15 protein-coding genes and 1 pseudogene are annotated in these 20506 nt (G+C 69.3%); 7 read left to right on the top strand and 9 right to left on the bottom strand.

Translation table 11 applies throughout. From position 1 onward, the window contains the following. Window positions 1-171 precede the first annotated feature (171 nt). The 3 genes from QSK37_RS18105 to QSK37_RS18115 form a co-directional block, all read right to left on the bottom strand. Entirely contained in the window at window positions 172-2097 is a 1926-nt protein-coding gene (locus QSK37_RS18105) for an aquaporin (protein ID WP_285622355.1), read from the bottom strand. Further along, complete coding sequence (locus QSK37_RS18110; protein ID WP_285622357.1) at window positions 2081-3946, bottom strand: glycoside hydrolase family 15 protein; 1866 nt, start codon at window positions 3944-3946, stop codon at window positions 2081-2083. The genes QSK37_RS18105 and QSK37_RS18110 overlap by 17 nt, the downstream gene beginning before the upstream one ends. Before the next feature lie 308 nt (window positions 3947-4254). Continuing rightward, window positions 4255-5484 carry an acyl-CoA dehydrogenase family protein gene (locus QSK37_RS18115; protein WP_285622358.1) on the bottom strand — a complete coding sequence of 410 codons (1230 nt, stop codon included), beginning with the start codon at window positions 5482-5484 and terminating at the stop codon, window positions 4255-4257. A 236-nt stretch (window positions 5485-5720) separates the two neighbouring features. Here QSK37_RS18115 and QSK37_RS18120 point away from each other — a divergent pair, with 236 nt between their 5' ends. Continuing rightward, on the top strand, window positions 5721-7001 hold the full coding sequence (locus tag QSK37_RS18120) for an MCE family protein (RefSeq protein WP_285622360.1): 1281 nt from the start codon (window positions 5721-5723) through the stop codon (window positions 6999-7001). Here QSK37_RS18120 and QSK37_RS18125 read toward each other — a convergent pair whose 3' ends face one another. Together QSK37_RS18125 and QSK37_RS18130 are read right to left on the bottom strand one after the other, a co-directional pair. Continuing rightward, a complete protein-coding gene (locus QSK37_RS18125; RefSeq protein ID WP_285622363.1) occupies window positions 7002-7967 on the bottom strand; it encodes a glucosyl-3-phosphoglycerate synthase in 966 nt (321 codons plus the stop codon). 89 nt (window positions 7968-8056) lie between these two features. Then, on the bottom strand, window positions 8057-9493 hold the full coding sequence (locus tag QSK37_RS18130) for a helix-turn-helix transcriptional regulator (protein ID WP_285622365.1): 1437 nt from the start codon (window positions 9491-9493) through the stop codon (window positions 8057-8059). 151 nt (window positions 9494-9644) lie between these two features. Between QSK37_RS18130 and aceA the strand changes: the two genes are divergently transcribed. The 3 genes from aceA (at window position 9645) to QSK37_RS18145 (ending at window position 13482) form a co-directional block, all read left to right on the top strand. Next, entirely contained in the window at window positions 9645-10940 is a 1296-nt protein-coding gene (gene aceA, locus QSK37_RS18135) for an isocitrate lyase (protein ID WP_285622368.1), read from the top strand. Between the two features lie 165 nt (window positions 10941-11105). Next, window positions 11106-12551, top strand: a complete 1446-nt coding sequence (locus tag QSK37_RS18140; protein WP_285622371.1) for a M1 family metallopeptidase — start codon at window positions 11106-11108, stop codon at window positions 12549-12551. A gap of 145 nt (window positions 12552-12696) precedes the next feature. Continuing rightward, window positions 12697-13482 (top strand): ABC transporter permease, encoded by a 786-nt coding sequence (locus QSK37_RS18145; RefSeq protein WP_285622373.1) that lies wholly within the window; start codon window positions 12697-12699, stop codon window positions 13480-13482. Between the two features lie 6 nt (window positions 13483-13488). Here the strand turns inward: QSK37_RS18145 and QSK37_RS18150 are convergent, their stop codons facing one another. Further along, window positions 13489-14037 carry a hypothetical protein gene (locus QSK37_RS18150; RefSeq protein WP_285622376.1) on the bottom strand — a complete coding sequence of 183 codons (549 nt, stop codon included), beginning with the start codon at window positions 14035-14037 and terminating at the stop codon, window positions 13489-13491. 98 nt (window positions 14038-14135) lie between these two features. Between QSK37_RS18150 and QSK37_RS18155 the strand changes: the two genes are divergently transcribed. Both QSK37_RS18155 and QSK37_RS18160 read left to right on the top strand, forming a co-directional pair. After that, a complete protein-coding gene (locus QSK37_RS18155; RefSeq protein ID WP_285622377.1) occupies window positions 14136-14939 on the top strand; it encodes an ABC transporter permease in 804 nt (267 codons plus the stop codon). 2 nt (window positions 14940-14941) lie between these two features. Beyond that, on the top strand, window positions 14942-15901 hold the full coding sequence (locus tag QSK37_RS18160; RefSeq protein ID WP_285622379.1) for an ABC transporter ATP-binding protein: 960 nt from the start codon (window positions 14942-14944) through the stop codon (window positions 15899-15901). A gap of 162 nt (window positions 15902-16063) precedes the next feature. Here QSK37_RS18160 and QSK37_RS18165 read toward each other — a convergent pair whose 3' ends face one another. Further along, entirely contained in the window at window positions 16064-16396 is a 333-nt protein-coding gene (locus QSK37_RS18165) for a hypothetical protein (protein ID WP_285622385.1), read from the bottom strand. A gap of 2092 nt (window positions 16397-18488) precedes the next feature. Next, the gene (locus tag QSK37_RS18170; protein ID WP_285622387.1) at window positions 18489-18686 is read right to left on the bottom strand and encodes a hypothetical protein; all 198 of its coding nucleotides are present in this window, start codon (window positions 18684-18686) and stop codon (window positions 18489-18491) included. 708 nt (window positions 18687-19394) lie between these two features. Here QSK37_RS18170 and QSK37_RS18175 point away from each other — a divergent pair. Continuing rightward, window positions 19395-19513 (top strand): annotated as a pseudogene (locus QSK37_RS18175) (ATP-binding cassette domain-containing protein); the annotation flags it as partial. Between the two features lie 175 nt (window positions 19514-19688). Here QSK37_RS18175 and QSK37_RS18180 read toward each other — a convergent pair. Next, window positions 19689-20174 carry a hypothetical protein gene (locus tag QSK37_RS18180; protein WP_285622389.1) on the bottom strand — a complete coding sequence of 162 codons (486 nt, stop codon included), beginning with the start codon at window positions 20172-20174 and terminating at the stop codon, window positions 19689-19691. Window positions 20175-20506 lie beyond the last annotated feature (332 nt).

Genomic DNA, 20506 nt, shown 5'->3' on the forward strand with positions numbered 1-20506 from the left:
TCCCCTGTGTCCGCGGCGAGGTCGAAGACGATTCGACCAACGCCGCACTCGGAGCCCGGCGAGCCGCCCGCGCGGTGCAGGAGACCATCCGTGCCCTGCTCGCGGCGAACGGCTGAACTTCATGGGCTGTCACCGATACGACACCCACTCCCCGTGGGCACCGGTCCCGGGTCACACGTTGTCCGGGGACACCTCCACGTACACCTTGATCGCGCCGGGCTCGCCGAGCGCGGTGAGGGCGTCGGCGTACCGGTCCAGGCCGGGGATCGGGTGGGTGAGCAGGCGGGACAGCCAGCCGGGGGTGCGGGCCTCGGCGACGGCGAGGTCACGGACGCCCTCTTCGAAGTGCTCCCGGCTCGCGTTCACCGTGCCGAACATCACCTTGTTCCCCAGCACGAAGTCGAGGTTGATCGCGTCGGACGGCACCTCGCTGCGCCGCATCCCGCCGGTCACGCTGGAGAGGATCAGCACGCCGTTCTTGGCGAGCAGGCCGCACATCGCGTCGAAGACGATCGGGGAGTAGCCGGTCGCCTCGAACACCAGGTCGAACGCGCCGCCCTCCGCGGCGACCTGCGCCGGCGAGGTCTGCCGGGTGCTGACGTATGAGGCACCGATCGCCTCGACCAGTTCGGAGTTGAGGTAAGGGGCCTGCTCCAGGCCGAAGGTGGTGACCTCGAGCCCCCGGTTGCGCAGGATCATGGTCGCGAGCAACCCGATCGTGCCGGCCCCCAGGACCGCGGCGCGGCTCGGGTGCCACACTTTCAACCGGCGTTGGATGTCGTACGCCTGCAGGATGCCCTTCTCGGCCACACTCGTGGGTTCCAGCAGTACGGCGACGTGCCGCAAGGCCGCGGGTACCGGGATGAGATAGCGGGGCTCCTCGGCGTAGTACTCCCTCAGGAACCCGTGCACCCGGCTGATCCCGTGTTCGAAGTAGGCCTCGTCGTCCGTCATGTCCGGGGTGTCGATGAGGTCGTACAGGCTGCCCCCGGCGCGTCGGACGCGGGCGACGACCAGATCGCCGGGCCGCACCTCGCTCACGGCCGGGCCGACCTCCTCGACGACGCCCAGGCTCTCGTGGCCGGTGATCAGGATGTCCTCGCCGGCCGGCGCAGTGCCGTACTCGCCGGCGTTGATCTCCTTGTCGGTGCCGTCCAGACCGACGCGTAGGACCCGGACAAGGACGCCGTGGCCGCCCGGGACGTCGGTTACGGCGGGCCTGGGCACGTCCGTGAGGTGGGCGCTGTCCGCCTTCCCGGGATATACGGCGATCGCCTTCATCTTCGGTTGCTCCCTCCGTGAGTAGTGGTGACGACGGAGCCGCTGGACGCGGTCGCGGGGTGGGGTGTAAGCGCAGTTCAGGAACCGGCAACGGTAAGCGTTGTCGTGCAGGAGTTTCCCGCAGGCCACGGTGCCCCGGCGGTGCCGGTGCAGCAGCGCCGCGGCGAGCGCGCCGAGTGTCGGCGCGACGACGTACACCCATAGGCCCGTCCACGTGGCGCCGACCAGCGCCGGGCCGAAGCTGCGGGCGGGGTTCAGGCTGGTGCCGGAAACCGGCGCCTCGGCCAGCATCAGCACTGCCACGAGCAGTGCCGTGGAGGCCGCGGTGAACGGCATCAGGCGCGGGTGGTCGACGAAGGTGAAGATCAGTGTGAGGAGCAGGAACGTCATCAGGGTCTCGGCTCCCAGCGCGGCGGCCGCGCCGCCGAGCCTGGGCACCGTCGCGCCGACCCGCACGCTGACCGCCGCGTGGCCCCAGACCAGAAGCGCCACCAGCGCACCGGTTGTCGCGCCCGCGACCTGCGCCGCGGCGTACCTCAGCGCCGAACCGGACGTCAGCTTGCCCAGCACCCAGAACCCGGTCGTGACCGCGGGATTGAGGTGACCGCCGCTGATCCGGCCCAGCGGCGAGTAGACGATCCCCGCCGCCGCGGCCGCGATCAGGACACCCGTCATGAGCCGCCGCAGGTACTCGTCCGGCACCGCGCCGACGATCGGCGAGCCGGCCGCGAAGCCCGCGACGATCGCACTGACGGCGAGCAGCAGGAGGAGCGCCGTGCCGGCGAACTCGGCGGCGACCTCACGCCACCCGACCATCGCCGTTCCCCCGGCCCGCGCCCACCGGCCCGCAGGCCCGTTCGGCCTCGTCGATGGCCCAGGCGGCGTTGATGAGCCCGATGTGGCTGAACGCCTGCGGGAAGTTGCCGAGCAGTTCGCCGCTGTGCGGATCGACCTCTTCCGACAGCAGGCCCACGTCATTGGCGTAGGCGGCGGTTCGCTCGAACACGTCCCTGGCCCGGCCGACCTGCCCGGACATGGCGAGCGCCTGCGCCATCCAGAACGAGCACAGCAGGAAGGCACCCTCCTCGCCGGCGAGGCCGTCGATGCCGTCCGCGGTGCGGTAGCGGTAGACCAGGCCCTGGTCGTCGGTGAGCCGGTCCGCGACGGCGTCGATCGTGGAAAGCATCCGCGAGTCGCCGGCGGGGAGGAAGCCGACGATCGGCATCATGAGGGCGCTGGCGTCCAGTGCGTCGGAGCCGAAGGCCTGAGTGAACGCCCCCACTCGGTCGTTCCAGCCCTCGCGCAGCAGGGTTTCGCGGATCTCGGCGCGGGTCCGCTGCCAGTACTCCACACGCTCCCGCGCCCGTAGGAGGCAGGCGAGGGCGATGCCGCGGTCCAGCGCCACCCAGCACATGAGCTTGGAGTACAGGAAGTGCCGCGGCTCCCCCCGCATCTCCCAGATGCCCTGGTCCTTCTCCGTCCAGCGCTCGGCCGCAGTGTCGGCACAGGCGATGAGGAAGCGCCGGACGTCGTCGTCGATGTCGCCGATCTGCCGTTCGAGGCGCAGGGCCGCATCGAGCAACTCGCCGTACACGTCGATCTGTCGCTGGTTCCACGCGTCGTTTCCGACGCGTACCGGTCGGCTGCCGCGCCAGCCGCGCAGATGCGGCAGGGTGCGCTCGCTCAGGTCATGCTCGCCGCGGACGCCGAACATGATCTGCAGCGCGCGATCCTTGCCCAGCGACGGGGCCGCGGTGGTGAGGAACGCGAAGAAGTCGCTCGCCTCGTCGGGGCAGGCCGCGACCCACAGGGCGCCCATGGTCAGTGACGCATCCCGTACCCACGTGTACCGGTAGTCCCAGTTGCGCTCACCGCCGGCCCATTCGGGCAGCGATGTCGTGGCGGCCGCGACGATCGCACCGCTGGGCTGGAAGGACAGCGCCTGCAGCACCCGCCCACTGTGGTGCACCAGGTCGCGCCACGGGCCGTCGTAGGCCTGGTGGAGGCTGGACCACGACTGCCAGGCGATGATCGTGTCGTCCAGCCGGGCCGCCAGTTCCGCCTGGTCCCACACCCGCGCCGGAGTCTCCTGCAGCGTCGAGCGGTGCATCCCGAAGTGCCGTGTCTCGCCCTCTCGCGCCGTGAACACGCCGTATCCGCTGCAGTCGCCGATGGTCAGGGGGGCCGGCGTGGTCAGCACGAGCCACTCGGCACCGCCGCGGGCGGTCACGCCGCCTTCGACGCCGGACAGGATCGGGTAGATCAGGCCGTACTCCGGCCGGGGCCGGTACTCGATCTCCATCGGCACCTCACCGCCGACGCCGGACACTCGTCGGGCGAGCAGGTGCGGCACACCGGCGCCGAGCCGGTGGCCGCCGTCATCCGGGCCGGTGAGCAGGGCGTCGGTGAGAACGACCGTGCCGCTCCCGGTGCGGAAGGTCGTCTCCAGCACCATCGTCCGCGGTAGGTAGCGGCGCGTCGTCTCGTACGGCACGGACGGGCGGATCGTCCAGTGCCCGGCCTCGTCGTCCAGCAGGCGAGCGAAGACGGACGGCCCGTTGAACAGGGGGAAACACAACCACTCGACCGCCCCGTCCCGGCCGATCAGACCGGCGGAATGACGATCGGACACCAACGCGAGGTCGGCAATGGGCGTGCTGCTCATCAGCGCTCCCGAGAAAGAAGACTCGGACACAGCGCAAGACCCGAGAAAGGCGGCGATGTTACGCCCCAGGCCACAGCCACGGAAAGATCCCGCCTATACCACCTAACGATCGTAACAGAAAGTAACCATATTCGCAGTCGTCGCAGGTCGGGCCTGGGGTGAACCCGGCGCCCATCCCTAGGGCAACGACGACCTATGCGGGCGGCACGCCACCCGAGCCGGCACGGGACCGATCTCGGCCCGCGCCGGCTTAGGTCACTCTCCTACGGACATGACCGGAGCCAAAACCGGCGTGACCTGCGGAGACGCTACCGTACAGGCAGGCCCGTGACCGTACGGCCGATGACCAGGCGCTGGATTTCGGAGGTGCCCTCGAAGATGGTGAAGATCTTGCTGTCGCGGTGCCAGCGCTCGACCGGGTAGTCGCGGGTGTAGCCGTTGCCGCCGAGGATCTGGATGGCCTCCTCGGTCACCTTCACCGCCGTCTCGCCCGCGTACAGTTTGGCCATCGAGCCCTCCGCGCTGCCGAAGTCCTTGCCGTTGCGGGCCATCCAGGCGGCGCGCCAGACCAGCAGGCGGGCGGCGTCGATCGACGTCTTCATGTCGGCCAGCTTGAAGGCGATCGCCTGGAAGTCGCCGATCTTGCGGCCGAACTGCTCGCGGTCGCGTGCGTAGTCCAGGGCGTACTCGTACGCGGCGCGGGCGATGCCGACGGCCATGGCGCCGACGGTCGGGCGGGACGCCTCGAACGTGCGCATCGCCGCCTGGCCGGCGGCGCGTTTGCCCTCGCGCACGCGGGCGAGGCGTTCGTCGAGTTTCTCCTTGCCGCCGACGAGGCATGAGCCGGGCACGCGCACGCCGTCCAGGATGACCTCGGCGGTGTGGGAGGCGCGGATGCCGTGCTTGCGGAACTTCTGGCCCTGCGACAGGCCGGGCGTGCCGGGCGGGACGATGAAGCTCGCCTGGCCCCGCGTTCCGAGCGACGGGTCGACCGACGCGACGACGACGTGCACGTTCGCGATGCCGCCGTTCGTGGCCCAGGTCTTCGTGCCGTTGAGCACCCACTCGTCCTTGGCCTCGTCGTACTCCGCGCGGGTACGGATCGAGCCGACGTCGGAACCGGCGTCGGGCTCGGAGGCGCAGAACGCGCCGAGCTTGACGTCGTCCGGCGTCCCGAACATCTGGGGCACCCACTCCCCCGTCTGCTCGGGCGTGCCGGTGGCCGCGACCGACACGGCGGCCAGGCCGGAGCCGACGAGGGACAGGCCGATGCCCGCGTCACCCCAGAACAGTTCCTCGAAGGCGACCGGGATGCCGAGACCGGACTCCTCGAACCACTGCTGGGCGAAGAAGTCGAGCGAGTACAGGCCGATCTTGGCGGCCTCCTGAAGGATCGGCCACGGCGTCTCCTCCCGCTCGTCCCACTCCTCGCCCGCCGGCCGGATCACGTCCTTGGCGAACTCGTGCACCCAGTCCTTGACCTGCTGGATGTCCTCGGGCAGTTCGAGCGAGAAGGCCGGGGCGCCGTCGTCCGACATGTTTCCTCCGTCTCGGGGCGGCCCAAGGGCCAGGCTATTGGACTCGGTGTCTCTTAGCGTAGACCCGATGGCGTTACCGCCGGTAACATCGTGGCCAGATTCACAAATGCGCCAAAAGAACTGTTGACTCATGCATGGCGAGTCACGAGGCTGTAACAACCGGTACCCCCGGCCTGCGGTAAGAGGTAACTTATTTCGCGCTCCGCCCAGGTCACTCCAGAAGAATGGGAGCTTGCGTGGGTCTGCTCCGCTCCGGCCGCCGCCGGAATGCCCGCACTCCCGTACTCGCGTACGGCGCTCTCCTGCTCGTCGTCATCGTGGCCGCCTCGCTCGTGGCCGTGCTGTGGCCCGACGAGCCCCAGACCCACGTCACCGCCTACTTCGAGCGCGCCACGGGCGTCTACCCCGGCACCGAGGTCCGCGTTCTCGGGGTGAAGGTCGGCAAGGTCACCAAGGTCACGCCCAAGGGCGACATGGTCGAGATCAAGATGGCCTACGACGCCAAGCGCAAGGTGCCGGCCACCGCCCAGGCCGTGATCATCGTGCCGTCGCTGGTCGCCGACCGCTACATCCAGTTCACCCCGGTCTACCGCAACGGCGCGGCGCTCAAGGACGGCGCGACGCTCCCGCTGTCGAGCACGGCCGTGCCGGTCGAGCTGGACGACGCCAACCAGGCGGTCAACGAGCTGACCAAGGCCCTCGGCCCGCAGGGCGCCAACGCCAACGGCTCGCTGTCCCGGTTGCTCAAGTCGAGCGCGGAGACCCTCGACGGGCAGGGCGAGAACTTCAAGCAGACCCTGCAGGACCTGTCCGAGGTCAGCCGGGTCCTGTCCGACAACCGCGGCAACGCCACCCAGACGGTGCAGAACCTCGCCAAGATCACTCAGGCGATGGCCGCGAGCGACCGGCAGATCCGCTCCTTCTCCCAGAACCTCGCCTCGGTGTCGAGCACTCTCAACGGCGAGAAGGCCGAGCTGCGGGCCGCGGTCAGCAGCCTGTCGGTGGCGCTGCGGGAGGTCGCGGGCTTCGTCAAGCAGAACAAGACCGAGATCGCCGCTAACGTCCAGGGGCTCGCCCAGATCACGGGTGTCCTGGTGAAGGAGAAGGCGGCGCTGCAGCAGTTCCTGGACAAGGCGCCGGTGGCCGCCGCCAACGCCGCCAGCGTGTACGACCCGCAGGACGGCACGCTGCACGCGCGTCTCAACCTGCAGCAGTCGCAGAACATCGCCATGTGGCTGTGCTCGCTGGCCTACTCCCTCGGCGCACCGCCCAAGCAGTGCGAGGCGCTGCTCAAGCCGCTCAACGCCCTCGGTGTGCCGCTGAACGCGCTCGGCCTCGACCTGTCGCCGCTGACCACGGCGACGACCCACTACGACGTCGTCCCGCCGCCCGCGGACGCGTACGGCGGCAACGCGCCGGCGCAGAGCCAGAGTCAGGGCCGGAGCCCGAGCGCCAAGAAGTCCACCAACCCCGACCCGACCTTCGGCGGCATCCTCTCGCCGCCGGGCAGTCCCTGATCAGACGGCCGAGCGAAGGTGGTCCGCCACCTCGATCACCGGCGGCCGCTCCCCGACGGCCACGTCGCTGAGGCGGATCTCGTGGCCGTCGGCGACGCGCCGGAACTGCGTGAGCGTGGTCGACGGCGGTTCGAGGCGTACGACTCGGCCCTGGCGCTCGAGCCGCGACCAGGCCGTCTGCATGATCTGCCCGGACATGCCGCCGAGCGCCTCGGCGGACTGGTGGCGGTGCACGCGGGTGCCGAGGTCCACCTGGGCGATCGCGTCGAGGCCGGCGTACTCCAGCACGTCGACCAGGAGGCCGAGTTCCACGCCGTACCCGGTGACGAAGGGCAGGCGTTCGAGCAGCGCTCGGCGGCCGGCGTACTCGCCGCCGAGCGGCTGAAGGACGCCGGCGAGCAGGGGCCAGTGCATGTTGATCAGGGGCCGCGCGACGAGCTCGGTCACCCGGCCGCCGCCGTGGGCCACGGTCGTGCCGCCGTTCACGAACGGGCGGTCGTAGCAGGCCTTGACGTAACCGACGGACGGGTCGGTCAGCAGCGGGCCGAGCAGGCCGGCGACGAACGCCGACGTGAAGTCGCGCAGGTCGGCGTCCACGAAGACGAGCAGGTCGCCGCGGGCGACGTGCATCGACTTCCAGAGCGCCTCCCCCTTGCCGGACATCGGCGGGAGCTGCGGCAGCACGTCGTCCTGGGCGACCACGAGGGCGCCCGCGGCCGCGGCGACCGCGGCGGTGTCGTCGGTGGAGCGCGAGTCGACGACGATCACCTCGTCCACCAGGGGCGCGCCGTCGACGAGGTCGCGGCGGATGGCCGCGACGATCTCCCCGACCGTCTCGCGTTCGTCACGGGCCGGCAGCACGACGCTCACCGTCGTACCGCCCTTCGCCTCGAGCAGCTCCTCCACCGGCCAGTCCGCGGCGGAGCTCGTGCGGCGGCGCAGCCAATCCTCGACCTGGGGCAGCAACGGGGGTCCCCCTTCTCCTGGGTGGCTTGTGCCCATTGACCCCCGACGCGGTTTCGCCGCCGTTTCGCCGGCGTCACACCGGCGAAACGTCATCCCGACGCGTGCTGGTCGAGGAACTCGTAGACGTCCACCTCGTCCACGCCGGGGAAGGCACCCGGTGGCAGGACGGACAGCACGTGGGAGTGCGCGCGGGCCGAGGGCCAGGCATAGCCCTGCCAGCGCTGGGCCAGCGCGGCCGGGGGCAGCTGGCAGCAGTCGCCGTCGGGGCAGGACGAGGTGACCCGGCGCGTGGTCTCACGGCCGCGGAACCAGCGGGAGTGCTCGAACGGCACGCCGAGCGTGATCGCGAACTCCTTCTCGTGGCTCGGGTCGATGTGGGAGAGGCACCAGTACGTGCCGGTGGGCGTGTCGGTGTACTGGTAGTAGATCGAGAAGCGGTCGTCGGCGTTGAAGACGTGCCGTCCGGCCCACTCGCGGCACATCCGCTGGCCCTCGATCGCGCCGTGCTCGTCGGAGGGGAAGACCAGCCCGTCGTTGGCGTAGGCTTTGTAGATCGTGCCGCTCTCGTCGTTCTTGGTGAAGTGGACCGGCAGCTCGAGGTGATGCGTGGCCAGGTTGGTGAACCGGTGGGCGGCCATCTCGTACGACACGGAGAAGACGTCGCACAGGTCCTCGATGGACAGCTCCCGGTCGGCCTTGGCCTCCTGGAGGTACGGCACGACGGATCGCTCGGGCAGGAGCGTGGCGGCGGCGTAGTAGTTGGCCTCGACCCGCTGGCGGAGGAAGTCGGCGAAGTCCTTGGGCACCGCGTGGCCGAGGGCGATGTGCCCGAGCGTCTGCAGGAGGATCGTGCGGGGCGTGTGCATGCCGAGCTGCTGGCGTTCGAGGTAGATCCTCCGGTTGCGCAGGTCGGTGACGGACCGTACGGATCGCGGCAGGTCCTGCACGTAGCGGAGGGTGAAGCCGAAGTTGGTGACGAGCGCGAGCAGCATCCCCTGGGAGAGCGCGCCCGCCCGGTAGCCGACCGCCTCCAGGGTCTTGGCGGCGATCTCCTCGATCTCGCCGAAGTAGTTGCCCCGGTCGTGCATCTGCCGCCGCAGCTCGGCGTTGGCCTTGCGCGCGTCCTCCGGGCTCGCGGTCGGCTTGGTACGGCTCCGCTTGACCTCCTCGTACATGGCGAGCAGGTGTTCGAGGACGTCGTTGGGCACCCGCTTACCGATCTTCAGGTGGGGCAGCCCGAGGCTCTGGTAGAGCGGGTCCCGCTGGGCCTCCTCGATCGCGATCTCGAGCTGGGCGCGCCGGTTCGGCGGCTGTTTGCGAAGAAGTTCCTCGATCGGGACGTCGAGGGCGGTGGCGAGCGCCTGGAGCAGTGACAGCTTCGGCTCGCGTCTGCCGTTCTCCAGCAGCGAGAGCTGCGAGGGTGCCCGGCCCACGCGTTCGCCCAGGTCGGAGAGGGTGTAACCGCGAACCTTACGGAGATGGCGCATCCGCTGGCCGAACGTCACGAGGTCTAGACCATTCGTCAAGTTCAGCGTTTCTTCTTTCTGAAAGCCCGTCACAGCTTCACGTTAGCAGAATTTTCCGACTTCTTCTTGTTACTCCTCGGTTCACTAGGCCCGATCCCGGCCAGACACTTGAGGCATACGCACCCAGGGGACGACATAGGAGGGCACCGAGATGAGCGACCGTCGCCTCAAGGGCGCAGCCGAGGAGCTGCAGCATCAGTGGGAGACCGACCCGCGCTGGACGAACATCGATCGTGACTACACCGCCGAGGACGTCATCCGGCTGCGCGGTTCGGTGCAGGAGGAGCACACGCTGGCCCGGCTGGGCGCCGAGCGGCTCTGGCGGCTCCTGCACGACACCGACTACGTCAACGCGCTCGGCGCCCTGACCGGGAACCAGGCGGTTCAGCAGGTGCGCGCGGGCCTGAAGGCGATCTACCTGTCCGGCTGGCAGGTGGCCGCCGACGCCAACCTCGGCGGGCAGACCTACCCGGACCAGAGCCTCTACCCGGCCAACTCGGTCCCCGCCGTCGTGCGCCGCATCAACAACGCCCTCATGCGCGCCGACCAGATCTCCTGGTCGGAGGGCGACGAGAAGGCGCCGTACTGGCTCGCCCCGATCGTCGCCGACGCCGAGGCCGGCTTCGGCGGGGTGCTCAACGCCTTCGAACTGATGAAGGGCATGATCGCGGCGGGTGCCGCCGGGGTGCACTGGGAGGACCAACTCGCCTCGGAGAAGAAGTGCGGCCACCTGGGCGGCAAGGTGCTCATCCCGACCGGCCAGCACATCAAGACGCTGAACGCCGCCCGCCTCGCGGCCGACGTGTCCGGCGTTCCCTCGCTGATCGTCGCGCGGACCGACGCCCAGGCCGCGACGCTGATCACGAGCGACGTGGACGAGCGCGACCAGGAGTTCATCACCGGCGAGCGCACCGCCGAGGGCTTCTACCGGGTGCGGAACGGCATCTCGTCCTGCATCGCCCGCGGCCTGGCCTACGCGCCGTACTCGGACCTGCTCTGGATGGAGACCGGCACGCCGGACCTCGACGTCGCCCAGCAGTTCGCCGAGGCGATCAAGCGGGAGCACCCCGACCAGATGCTCGCCTACAACTGCTCCCCGTCGTTCAACTGGAAGAAGCACCTCGACGACTCGACGATCGCCAAGTTCCAGCGGGAACTGGGGCACATGGGGTACAAGTTCCAGTTCATCACGCTGGCCGGCTTCCACTCGCTCAACCATTCGATGTTCCACCTCGCCAAGGGCTACGCCGAGGACGGCATGACGTCCTACGTGGAGCTGCAGGAGGCGGAGTTCGCCGACGAGGCGGCCGGCTACACCGCCACCAAGCACCAGCGCGAGGTCGGCACCGGTTACTTCGACCTGGTCAGCACGGCGATCTCGCCGGACTCCTCGACGGTGGCGCTGAAGGGCTCCACCGAGGAGGAGCAGTTCGTTAGGGCTCACTGACGGTCAGGCGTCCAGGTCGTGAGAGGATCCCCCGGCTCAGGCCGGGGGATCCTCTTGATTCTGCAGCTTTCCGACCAACGCCCACTTGTGTCAAAGTTTCCGACAGAGGGCACAAGGCGGTAAGAGTTGCCCTTTCCGGTTGATCCTCTGCATCTAGGGACCGACATGCGCAAAAAACGCGTGCTGCTGGCCATCGCCACGTCGACCGTAAGCCTGGTCGCGCTCACCCCGGCAGCGCTCGCGAACACGCGACCCCAGTTCACCCCGGGTGCCACCGGCATCGGTGACCCCTATTTCCCGCTGGAGGGCAACGGAGGCTACGACGCCCAGCACTACGACGTCGCCTTCTCCTACGACCCGGCGACGCACCGGCTCGACGGCACCACCTCGGTGACCGCACGGGCCACGCAGAACCTCGCCCGCTTCGACCTGGACCTGCAGCAGCTCGACGTCAGCAAGGTCACCGTCGACGGACGGTCCGCCACCTTCACCCGCGACGGCCAGGAACTGCAGATCACGCCGCGCCACGGTATCCGCAAGAACGCGCGATTCGTCGTGGCGGTCACGTACGGGGGCGTGCCCCAGACGATCGTCGGCTCGCCGGTCGTGTTCGGCTCCCCGTACGGGTTCGTGCACACCGACGACGGCGCCTTCATGGGTGACGAGCCCAACGCCGCCTCGACCTGGTTCCCCAGCAACGACCATCCGAGCGACAAGGCCTCGTTCACGTTCCGTGTCACCGTGCCCAAGGACCGGTCGGTGATCGCGAACGGGCGGCTGGTCTCCCAGCGGACCACGGGCGACCGGTCGACGTGGGTCTGGGACGAGAAGTACCCGATGGCCACCTACCTGGCCACCGCGGACATCGGCCAGTGGCAGTTCAAGACCGGCAAGACCCCCGGCGGCATCCCCGAGACGGTCGCGGTGGACCCGAAGCTGATCGGGCGTGACCCCAACCATCCGGACCCGATGGCCTTCTTCTGGGACACCACGGCCCAGGCGACGGACCTGTGGTCGAAGACCTTCGGCAAGTACGCCTTCGACTCCACCGGCGCGATCGCCGACCTGGCGACGTACAACGGGCAGGCGATCGGCTTCTCCCTGGAGACCCAGACCCGCCCGCTGTACTCCGACGTGCGCAACACGAACACGATCGCGCACGAGCTGGCGCACCAGTGGTTCGGCGACGCGGTCTCGGTACGGGACTGGAACGACGTCTGGCTCAACGAGAGCTTCGCGACCTTCGCGCAGTGGCTGTGGGCCGAGAAGCAGGGCGGGGCGACCGTCCACGACCAGGCCCGCGCCACGTACAACCGGCACGGCGCCACCGACACGTGGTGGAACGTCGTGATCGCCGACCCGCAGCGCGACACCATGTTCCACGACCGCGTCTACAGCGGCGGCGGCATGGTGCTGGAGTTCCTGCGGGAGAAGATCGGCGACGACGCCTTCTTCTCGCTGCTGCACACGTGGTTCGAGCAGCACAAGTACGGCAACGGGAGCACCGGGCAGTTCACCGCGCTCGCGAACAAGGTGGCGCACCAGAACCTCGACTCCTTCTTCCAGACCTGGCTGCACTCCCCCGGCCGGCCTCCGCTGCCCCAGGGCTGACCCCGGTTCTTCCCACTGCCGCCCGCCACGCCGAAAACGTGTGGCGGGCGGCGACGTCTCACCCGTACGGTGTCAGCCGGTGGTGCGCGCGCCGCGATCTTCGGTGCGCCCGGACGGTCACCGTCAGTGAGGGGTGCGACACACGATGCGGCTTTACGCCTGGATCGCCGCCTACGCGTTCCGGCGCCACGCCACCTACCGCATCGCGGCTCTCTCGGCGACCTTCACCAACACCGTCTTCGGCTTCATCCGCGCGGGCGTGCTGATCGCGCTGTGGCACGCCCGGCCCTCGCTCGGCGGGTACGACGCGGCCGACGCCATCACGTTCAGCTTCCTCACCCAGTCGCTGATCGAGCCGATGCGCATCTTCGGCGGCGGCCTGGACCTGACCGAGCGCATCCGCACCGGCGACGTCGCGGTCGACCTGCACCGGCCCGCCGACCTGCAAGGTTGGTGGCTGGCCGACGACATCGGCCGCACCGCGTTCGCGCTGGTGTCGCGCGGCGCGATGCCGCTGCTCGCCGGCTGGCTCGTCTTCCCCCTGCGCTGGCCCACGCCGGCGACCTGGGCCGCCTTCGCCGGCGCGGTGCTGCTCGCCATGCTCGTGAGCTTCGGCCTGCGCTACCTCACCTCGCTGGTGGTCTTCTGGGTGCACGACGACCGCGGCGTCAACGCCATCAGCCTGATCACGTCGATGTTCTTCTCCGGCCTGATCGTCCCGCTGGTGGTCTTCCCCGGCCGGCTCGGGGCGGTGGCCGACCTGCTCCCCTGGGGAGCGCTGATTCAGCTTCCGGCCGACGTCTTCCTCGGCAAGCGCACCGACCTGCTCACCGTGTACGCCTTCCAGGCCGCCTGGGCGGCGGCACTGCTCGCGGCCGGGCGGCTGCTCACGTCGGCCGCCCGCCGAAAGCTGGTGGTCAACGGTGGCTGACGTACGTCATCGCGGGCGCCATGGAGCGGGCTCGATCGGCGAGAGGTCGTGGAGGAGCCGCTCGGTCATCCAGCGGGCCGACCGTCCCGGGGCGTCGACTCCCCGGCAGCCGGAGAGCTGGACGTCGGCCAGGTCCGCGAGCGTGGACCCGGACCGCTGGAAGTACAGCCGAGCGCCGGCGCCGTCGTCGCTCGGGCAGTTGAACGTTCCGGACGGCCACTTCGGCGCCGCCCTGATGTCCTTGGCGAGGCGCCGCGCCAGCACGGCGTTCCCGCGGGTCAGCGCGGCCCGGCACGGCCGCTGGTTCATGCCCGGAAACCACACGGCGACGACCCCGGTCGGCCGGGAGCCGACACTCACCAGTCCGTGGCTCGGCACCCTCCTGGAACCGTGGGACCCGACGCAGACGTGCCCGGTTCCCGACGCCCGCGCCGACGCGGATGGGGCCGCGGACGGCGGCGTGCCGCGCACCGGTGCGCCGCTCCCGCCGAAGGGCGAGCACGCGGCCAGGGCCACCGCCGACGCCGCGGCGACGGCCCGCTGCCATCGGTGCATCCCCGCGCCCTCTCGTCTCCGGTCCCCCGCTCTCCCAAGGGATCTCACACCTCCTGCGGACCGTCCATCAAGAGCACGGCGGAGGCCGGAGGTGGACGATGGTTGAGGCCGTGCGCACGTACGTGCTGTTGGCCGGCACCTGGATGCGGTCGGCCGCGCAGTACCCCGCGTCCATGGTGATGCTGCTGCTCACGCAGGCCGTGTCCAGCTCGCTCGACCTGGTCGCGATCCTGATCATGTTCGCGCACACGCCCCGGCTCGGCGGGTTCTCCCTGGCCGAGGTGATGTTCCTGTACAGCACGTCGGGGCTGTCCTTCTCGCTGGCCGACATCACGCTCGGCACGGTCGAACGGCTCGGCGAGCACATCCGCAAGGGCACGCTCGACACCGTGCTGCTGCGCCCGGTGAGCCCGCTCCTGCAGATCGCCACCGAGGACTTCAACCCGCGCCGGCTGGGCAAGCTGATCCCGACCGGGACCATGTTCGTGGTGGCGCTCACCCGCCTGGACGTGCACTGGACCCCCGTACGGGTGGCGGTGCTCCCGCTCATGGTCGCGGGCGGCCTGTGGATCTTCTGGGCGCTCTGGGTGCTCTCCGCCGCGTGGCAGTTCGCGGTCGTCGACGGCAAGCAGGCGGGCAACTCGATCACCTACGGCGGCGGCTTCCTGACGCAGTACCCTCTGAGCATCTACGGCCGCGACGTCCTACGCGGCCTGACCTGGGTGCTGCCGCTGGCCTTCGTCAACTGGGAGCCGGCGCTGTACGTCCTGGACCGGCCCGATCCGCTCGGTCTGCCGGTGTTCTTCCGCTTCGCGTCGCCGCTCGTCGCGGCGGCGCTGTCCGTTCTCGCCGCCCTCGCCTGGCGCGGCGGGCTGCGCCGTTACCAGTCGACGGGGAGCTGACGTTGATCGAGGTGGACGAGGTCGCCAAGTCCTTCGCCGTACGCCGCCGCGCCGGGCTGCTCCGGCGGAGCCGCACGCTCGTGGACGCGGTCGACCGGATCTCCTTCACCGTCGCGGCGGGTGAGTTCGTCGGTTACCTCGGCCCGAACGGCGCCGGCAAGTCGACCACGATCAAGATGCTGACCGGCATCCTCACGCCGTCGTCGGGGCGGATACGTGTGGCGGGTCTGGACCCGGCCCGGCAGCGTACGGCCCTCGCCCGGCGCATCGGCGTGGTGTTCGGGCAGCGCACCACCCTGTGGTGGGACCTGCCGCTGCGCGACAGCCTGACCCTCGTGCGCCATCTGTACCGGGTCGAGCGCTCGGTGCACCGGGCGCGGCTCGCCGAGCTCACCGAACTGCTGGACCTCGGATCCTTCCTGGACACCCCGGTACGGCAGCTCAGCCTCGGCCAGCGCATGCGCGGCGATCTCGCCGCGGCACTCGTACACGACCCGGAACTCCTCGTCCTCGACGAACCGACGATCGGCCTCGACGTCATCAGCAAGGCGACCGTGCGCGCTTTCCTGACCCGGCTCAACGAGGAACAGGGCACCACGATCCTGCTGACCACACACGACCTCGGCGACGTCGAACGCCTGTGCCGCCGCGTCATGGTCATCGACCACGGACAGCTCACCTACGACGGGTCGGTGCAGCGGCTGCGGGAGACCGTCGACGTCGACCGCCTGCTCATCGTGGACCTCGCCGCGAGCGCGCCACCGATCGAGGTGGACGGCGCGCGAGTGGTACGCACGGACGGCCCGCGCCAGTGGCTCGCCATCCCGTCCGACGTCAACGCCGCGGCGGTGGTCGCCGCGGTCGCGAGCCGGTACGAGGTGGAGGACATCTCCCTACGTGAGCCGGGCATCGAGGATGTCATCACCCGCCTGTACCGGACCGGGGTTCCCACCCGCTCGTGATGCCGAGCCGGTCATCGGGTGGTCATCGCGCCCGCTCGCTCGCGGGAGATGACCGCTGACAAGGCACGTCCTCATCAATGACGGCCGGGCATCCCCGCAATCGAGGATGCCCGGAAATCACCATTCGTTCGATCTACCGTCGTACGGTCCAGCCCCTACGGCTCACCAGAGCTGGCTCTGGCGAACCTCGGGACCGCTACCCTCGGCAGCCTCGCCCGGTCCGACCGGGCTCTCGGCCGGCTGGTGCCGCTGGGCAGCGAGGGCGCGCAGCTGGTCAGCCCTCATGAACGCGGGTGCCACACCGATCTGAGTGAAGTTCACACATCCGGTCGGGAAGCCCTGGGTCGGGCAGTCGGCCTCGAGGATTCGCCCGTCGGTCGTGCGCGCGGTGACGAACGTGCCCTGCACCGCACTGTTGCTCACGGTGACGAGCGAGATGCAGGAGACCGGTTGGCCCACCAGGCCGGGGATCTGCGTGAACGCGACCGGACCCACACCCGGGTTCGTCTCGCTCCCACCGAAGGCCTGCCCGGTACTGACGAGCCCGACGTTCTTGGGCCCGGCCTGTGCGATGGCGCTCGTATCGATGCACTGACCGCCGGTGGCCCCCGTCGGACCAGTGGCACCCGTCGGGCCGATCGGGCCTGTCGGCCCAGTGGCGCCCGTCTGACCCGTCGGTCCAGTGGCCCCCGTGGGACCGGTCGGCCCGGTCTGACCTGTGGGACCGGTCGGGCCTGTCGGACCGGTCGCGCCCGTCTGACCCGTCGGCCCGGTCTGACCCGTGGGACCGGTCGGACCTGTCGGACCGGTCGCGCCCGTCTGACCCGTCGGCCCAGTCTGACCCGTGGGACCGGTCGGACCTGTCGGACCGGTCGCGCCCGTCTGACCCGTCGGCCCAGTCTGACCCGTGGGACCGGTCGGACCCGTCGGACCGGTCGCGCCCGTCGCGCCCGTCGGCCCAGTCGCGCCCGTCGCGCCCGTCGGCCCGGTGGGACCCGTAGCCCCGTTGAGCCCGTTGAGCCCGTTGAGCCCGTCGCGCCCGTCGCGTCCTCGGATAATGTTGATCACGTTATTGCGGCTGTTGGCGTTGAAACGAATGCGATTTATGTGCTCGTTCTCGTTCGCATTCCAGTTACGGTTCCGATGGTGGTTCCAGTAAGCACTGCGGGAGTGCGCACTGCTACCCCGGCCCCAGCGCCAGCCGTCCAGGGTAACCTGGGCGGACGCGGGAAGGCTTGTCAGAACGCCGCCGCCGACTGCGGCAAGCATTCCGGAAGCCACGATCGTCTTCTTACGCATGGTCTCCTCTTTTTCGGAATGGCGCGATGGCTTTCACGCACGGGCGCTCAGATATGTATTCGGAGTGCCACATCGTGAGTCTTCCCATGCCTCGCAGTGAACAACGTGCCCGCCAGGTAATGCGCCAACAAAAAGGGCTTAGCTGGAAATTTGAATGCCCCGAAGTGCAGACCATACGGCACGCTCGAAACGGCCGTTCGCGCGATCGACAACAGAAACTCGCTCGTCATTGTTGAGCAGCCTAAGCTCCACTCTGAAGTCGGGTTCAAATCTCAGATCAACGGGATCTTCGCGGCAGGGGTCAACCGGGTAGAATTCCGACCTTCATGCATTGAACATCATGCATCGCACCCACCGCAGGTGGCTAGCGTCACAGACGCAACCGCGACCACGAGCCGCCCTTTATCCGACGTCCACCCGAGTCGGCGGAGGCCGCCTGACCAGGACGCCGACCGGCCACTCTTTCCTGTAACGAGTCAATTTGGACACCTGTATCAAGTTGGAGAATAGGAATTTATCGCATAGGCCCAGACGGGGCCGTGAGATGCATACCCCTTCAGTCCTCCATGACGTACATGACCGAGTTAATAGTCGAGCAATACATATCGTTCGTGGTTGTTCCACGATGGTCAGACGCTCGATCCGCAGGGTCGGCCGACCTCCGACCGGTCCGCCGTTCGATTGAAGTTCAGTCCGGATATCTCTAAATATGGCACTTTCGATCCACTGCGCACCCTTGGCCCTCGCACGACGGAGCGAACTCGAGGTCTGTCAGGTGCGCGAGGTGCGCCGCCGGCACCGTCGAGCAGTTTCGCCACGGCCTGCTCTCAGCTTCGGCGTCATCGTTGAGCCGGAAAGATTTCCGGCCCAACGCGCCGAAGATCACGAGATTGCGTGGATCGACCCGAAACGGTTTCTGATCTGCTCGACGTCCTCCTGCCCCATGGGAACGAGGCGGACTCGGGCCGTGTCGACGTCAGCGTCCGAGACCTCGGATCGTGCGCCGCCGAAAGTGCCGGGGCCGGTGGAGGAGCCGGCGGTCGGCCGCCCGTCCGCGTCGACCAGACCGTTGTTCGCCTGGTCATGTATGCCCTTGCGGCGAAGGTCGACCAGCCGCTGGGCGCGGTCGATGCCCGGCGCGGCCGGTCCTGCGCGCGACCGTCCGCGCTCGCCAGGATGGCCACCAACGCGGCGGGCGCGGCGGCGAACCAGGCATCGGAGACCGTTTCCGGTCCTGGCGGGAGACGGTTCACCTGCCTGGATAGAGCTGCCCGCGACTTCGGCTCAGTCAGCACACCCGACATCCGACCTTGGGGATCCGGACGGCCCGCAGATCGATGCCGAAATGAAGACTTACCGGATAGAACATCTTCATGGTGATCCGGCGCCGATGCCGCCAGAGATCTGCAGGCACCAGGACGGGGGCGATGTCACCGATGGGCGCGGCGAGCAGGTAGCTCGGTTCCGCATCGTCGGCATCGGGCACGAGTGTCACGGTGAGGCAGGCGTTCTCGCCCTCTTTGACCGCGACGCCCCTGACGCGCAGGAGGTCACCAGCCGCAGGCACGGGTCACGAGGGGAAAGTGGTGTCGCGGCTCGTGAGGCGTTGCCAGAAGTCTCGTACTTCGTCGTCGCTTACGTGCGAGCAGGCCGGCGAGGGCTGCGTCGCTGTCGCGCGCCCGCGCCGCCGTGCGGGCCGGCGCGAGGCCGAGGCCCACGGCGGACCGCCGTCGGCCGGACGCCTGGATACGCGTCGCGGAAGATGGCCTCCCCGAGGTAAGCCGGCACGCCATCCTCCGAGGCGGTGACGGTGACGTGCAGGCCGGAGCCCGTCGCCGAGCAACTCGACCTCGACCGACGCTGGCCGGACATCTGGTTCGGCGCGACACCGGCCGCGACCTGGCCGTCGGGCAGCAGCCACGGCACGAAGGTGCGGCGCGCGGGCGCGCCGACCGCCCTGAGCGGTAACTGGACGGCCACCGGTCTCCGCGTCCCCGGCCGCCCGGCGTTCGCGGCCTGCGGGCGCTGTGGCCGCTGCACACAGGCGGCGGCCGATCCGCGCCGCCTCCAGGGCGTTCTCCACCAGGTTGCCGAGGACCCCGGTTACATCGAGCGGCTCAGGCACCCGGGTGATCTCGGCGATCCGCAGTACGACCCTCTTTTCAGCCGCGGGCAACGCCCTGAGGTTGCGGGTACGCCGGTCAGCGTCGGACAGCGCATGCGCGACGACCTCGCGGCGGCCCTGGTGCGGACCCCGAGTTGCTTGTGCTGGACGAGCCGACGATCGGCCTCGACCTCGTGAGCAAGGCGACCTGACCGTGCGCGACTTCCTGACGCGGCACGACGATCCCGCTGACCATGCAGGCACACGGAAACGATCACTGACAAGGCACGTCCTCATCAATGACGTCCGGGCATCCCCGCAATCGAGGATGCCCGGAAATCACCATTCGTTCGATCTAGCGTCGTACGGTTCAGCCCCTACGGCTCACCAGAGCTGGCTGTGGCGAACCGCGAGACCGTTGCCCTCGGCAGCCTCGTTCGACGGTGCGTCGGCCAAGCGGTGGCGTCGACCCGTAGCGAATGAGCCGACTTCCCCCCTACCGAGCGCCCGCTGGCCGGCCAGGAGGCTTCTGGCAAAGGCCCTCTGCAGGGCCGGCGTCGAACCGACCACGATCGGAACCGAGCAGTCGGCCGGGAACTGGATCGGCAGCGGGTTGATCGTGCAGGCGGTCTGAATGACCGAGTTGTCGGCCCCGAGCGCCGTAATGTGCAGGTTGTTGCCCTGAACGGTCACCGTTGCGCAGACCGGCACGAAGTTCTGGAATGGCGGCTGGGTGAGCGCCGAGGTCGCGTTCTGGAAACCCTGGCTTACGGGAGTCGGCGTCAGGTCGACCTGCGCGACGAAGACCTGGTTGTTCCGGGTCAACGACACGAACTTCGTATTGCCCTGAACCGTCGAGTCGAGGCACACGGTCGGACCCGCGGGTCCGGTGGGTCCGGTCGCACCGGTCGGACCGGTCGGACCCGTCGGGCCGGTGGCGCCCGTCGCACCGGTCGCACCCGTTGGACCCGTCGGACCAGTGGCGCCCGTCGCACCGGTCGGACCCGTCGGACCCGTCGGACCAGTGGCACCTGTCGCACCGGTCGGACCAGTAGGCCCGGTGGGGCCCGTCGGGCCGGTGGGCCCAGTGGGTCCGATGGCCTCGATGATCGCTAGTTGTTCGGCTCGGCTGGGTCGAGTACGGGCGACGGCGATGTTGTTGTTGCGGTTGCGGATGTGCAGCCTGATGTGATTGAAGTGCT

It is taken from the genome of Actinoallomurus iriomotensis (assembly GCF_030269445.1).
In the GTDB taxonomy this organism is placed as follows: domain Bacteria; phylum Actinomycetota; class Actinomycetes; order Streptosporangiales; family Streptosporangiaceae; genus Actinoallomurus; species Actinoallomurus iriomotensis.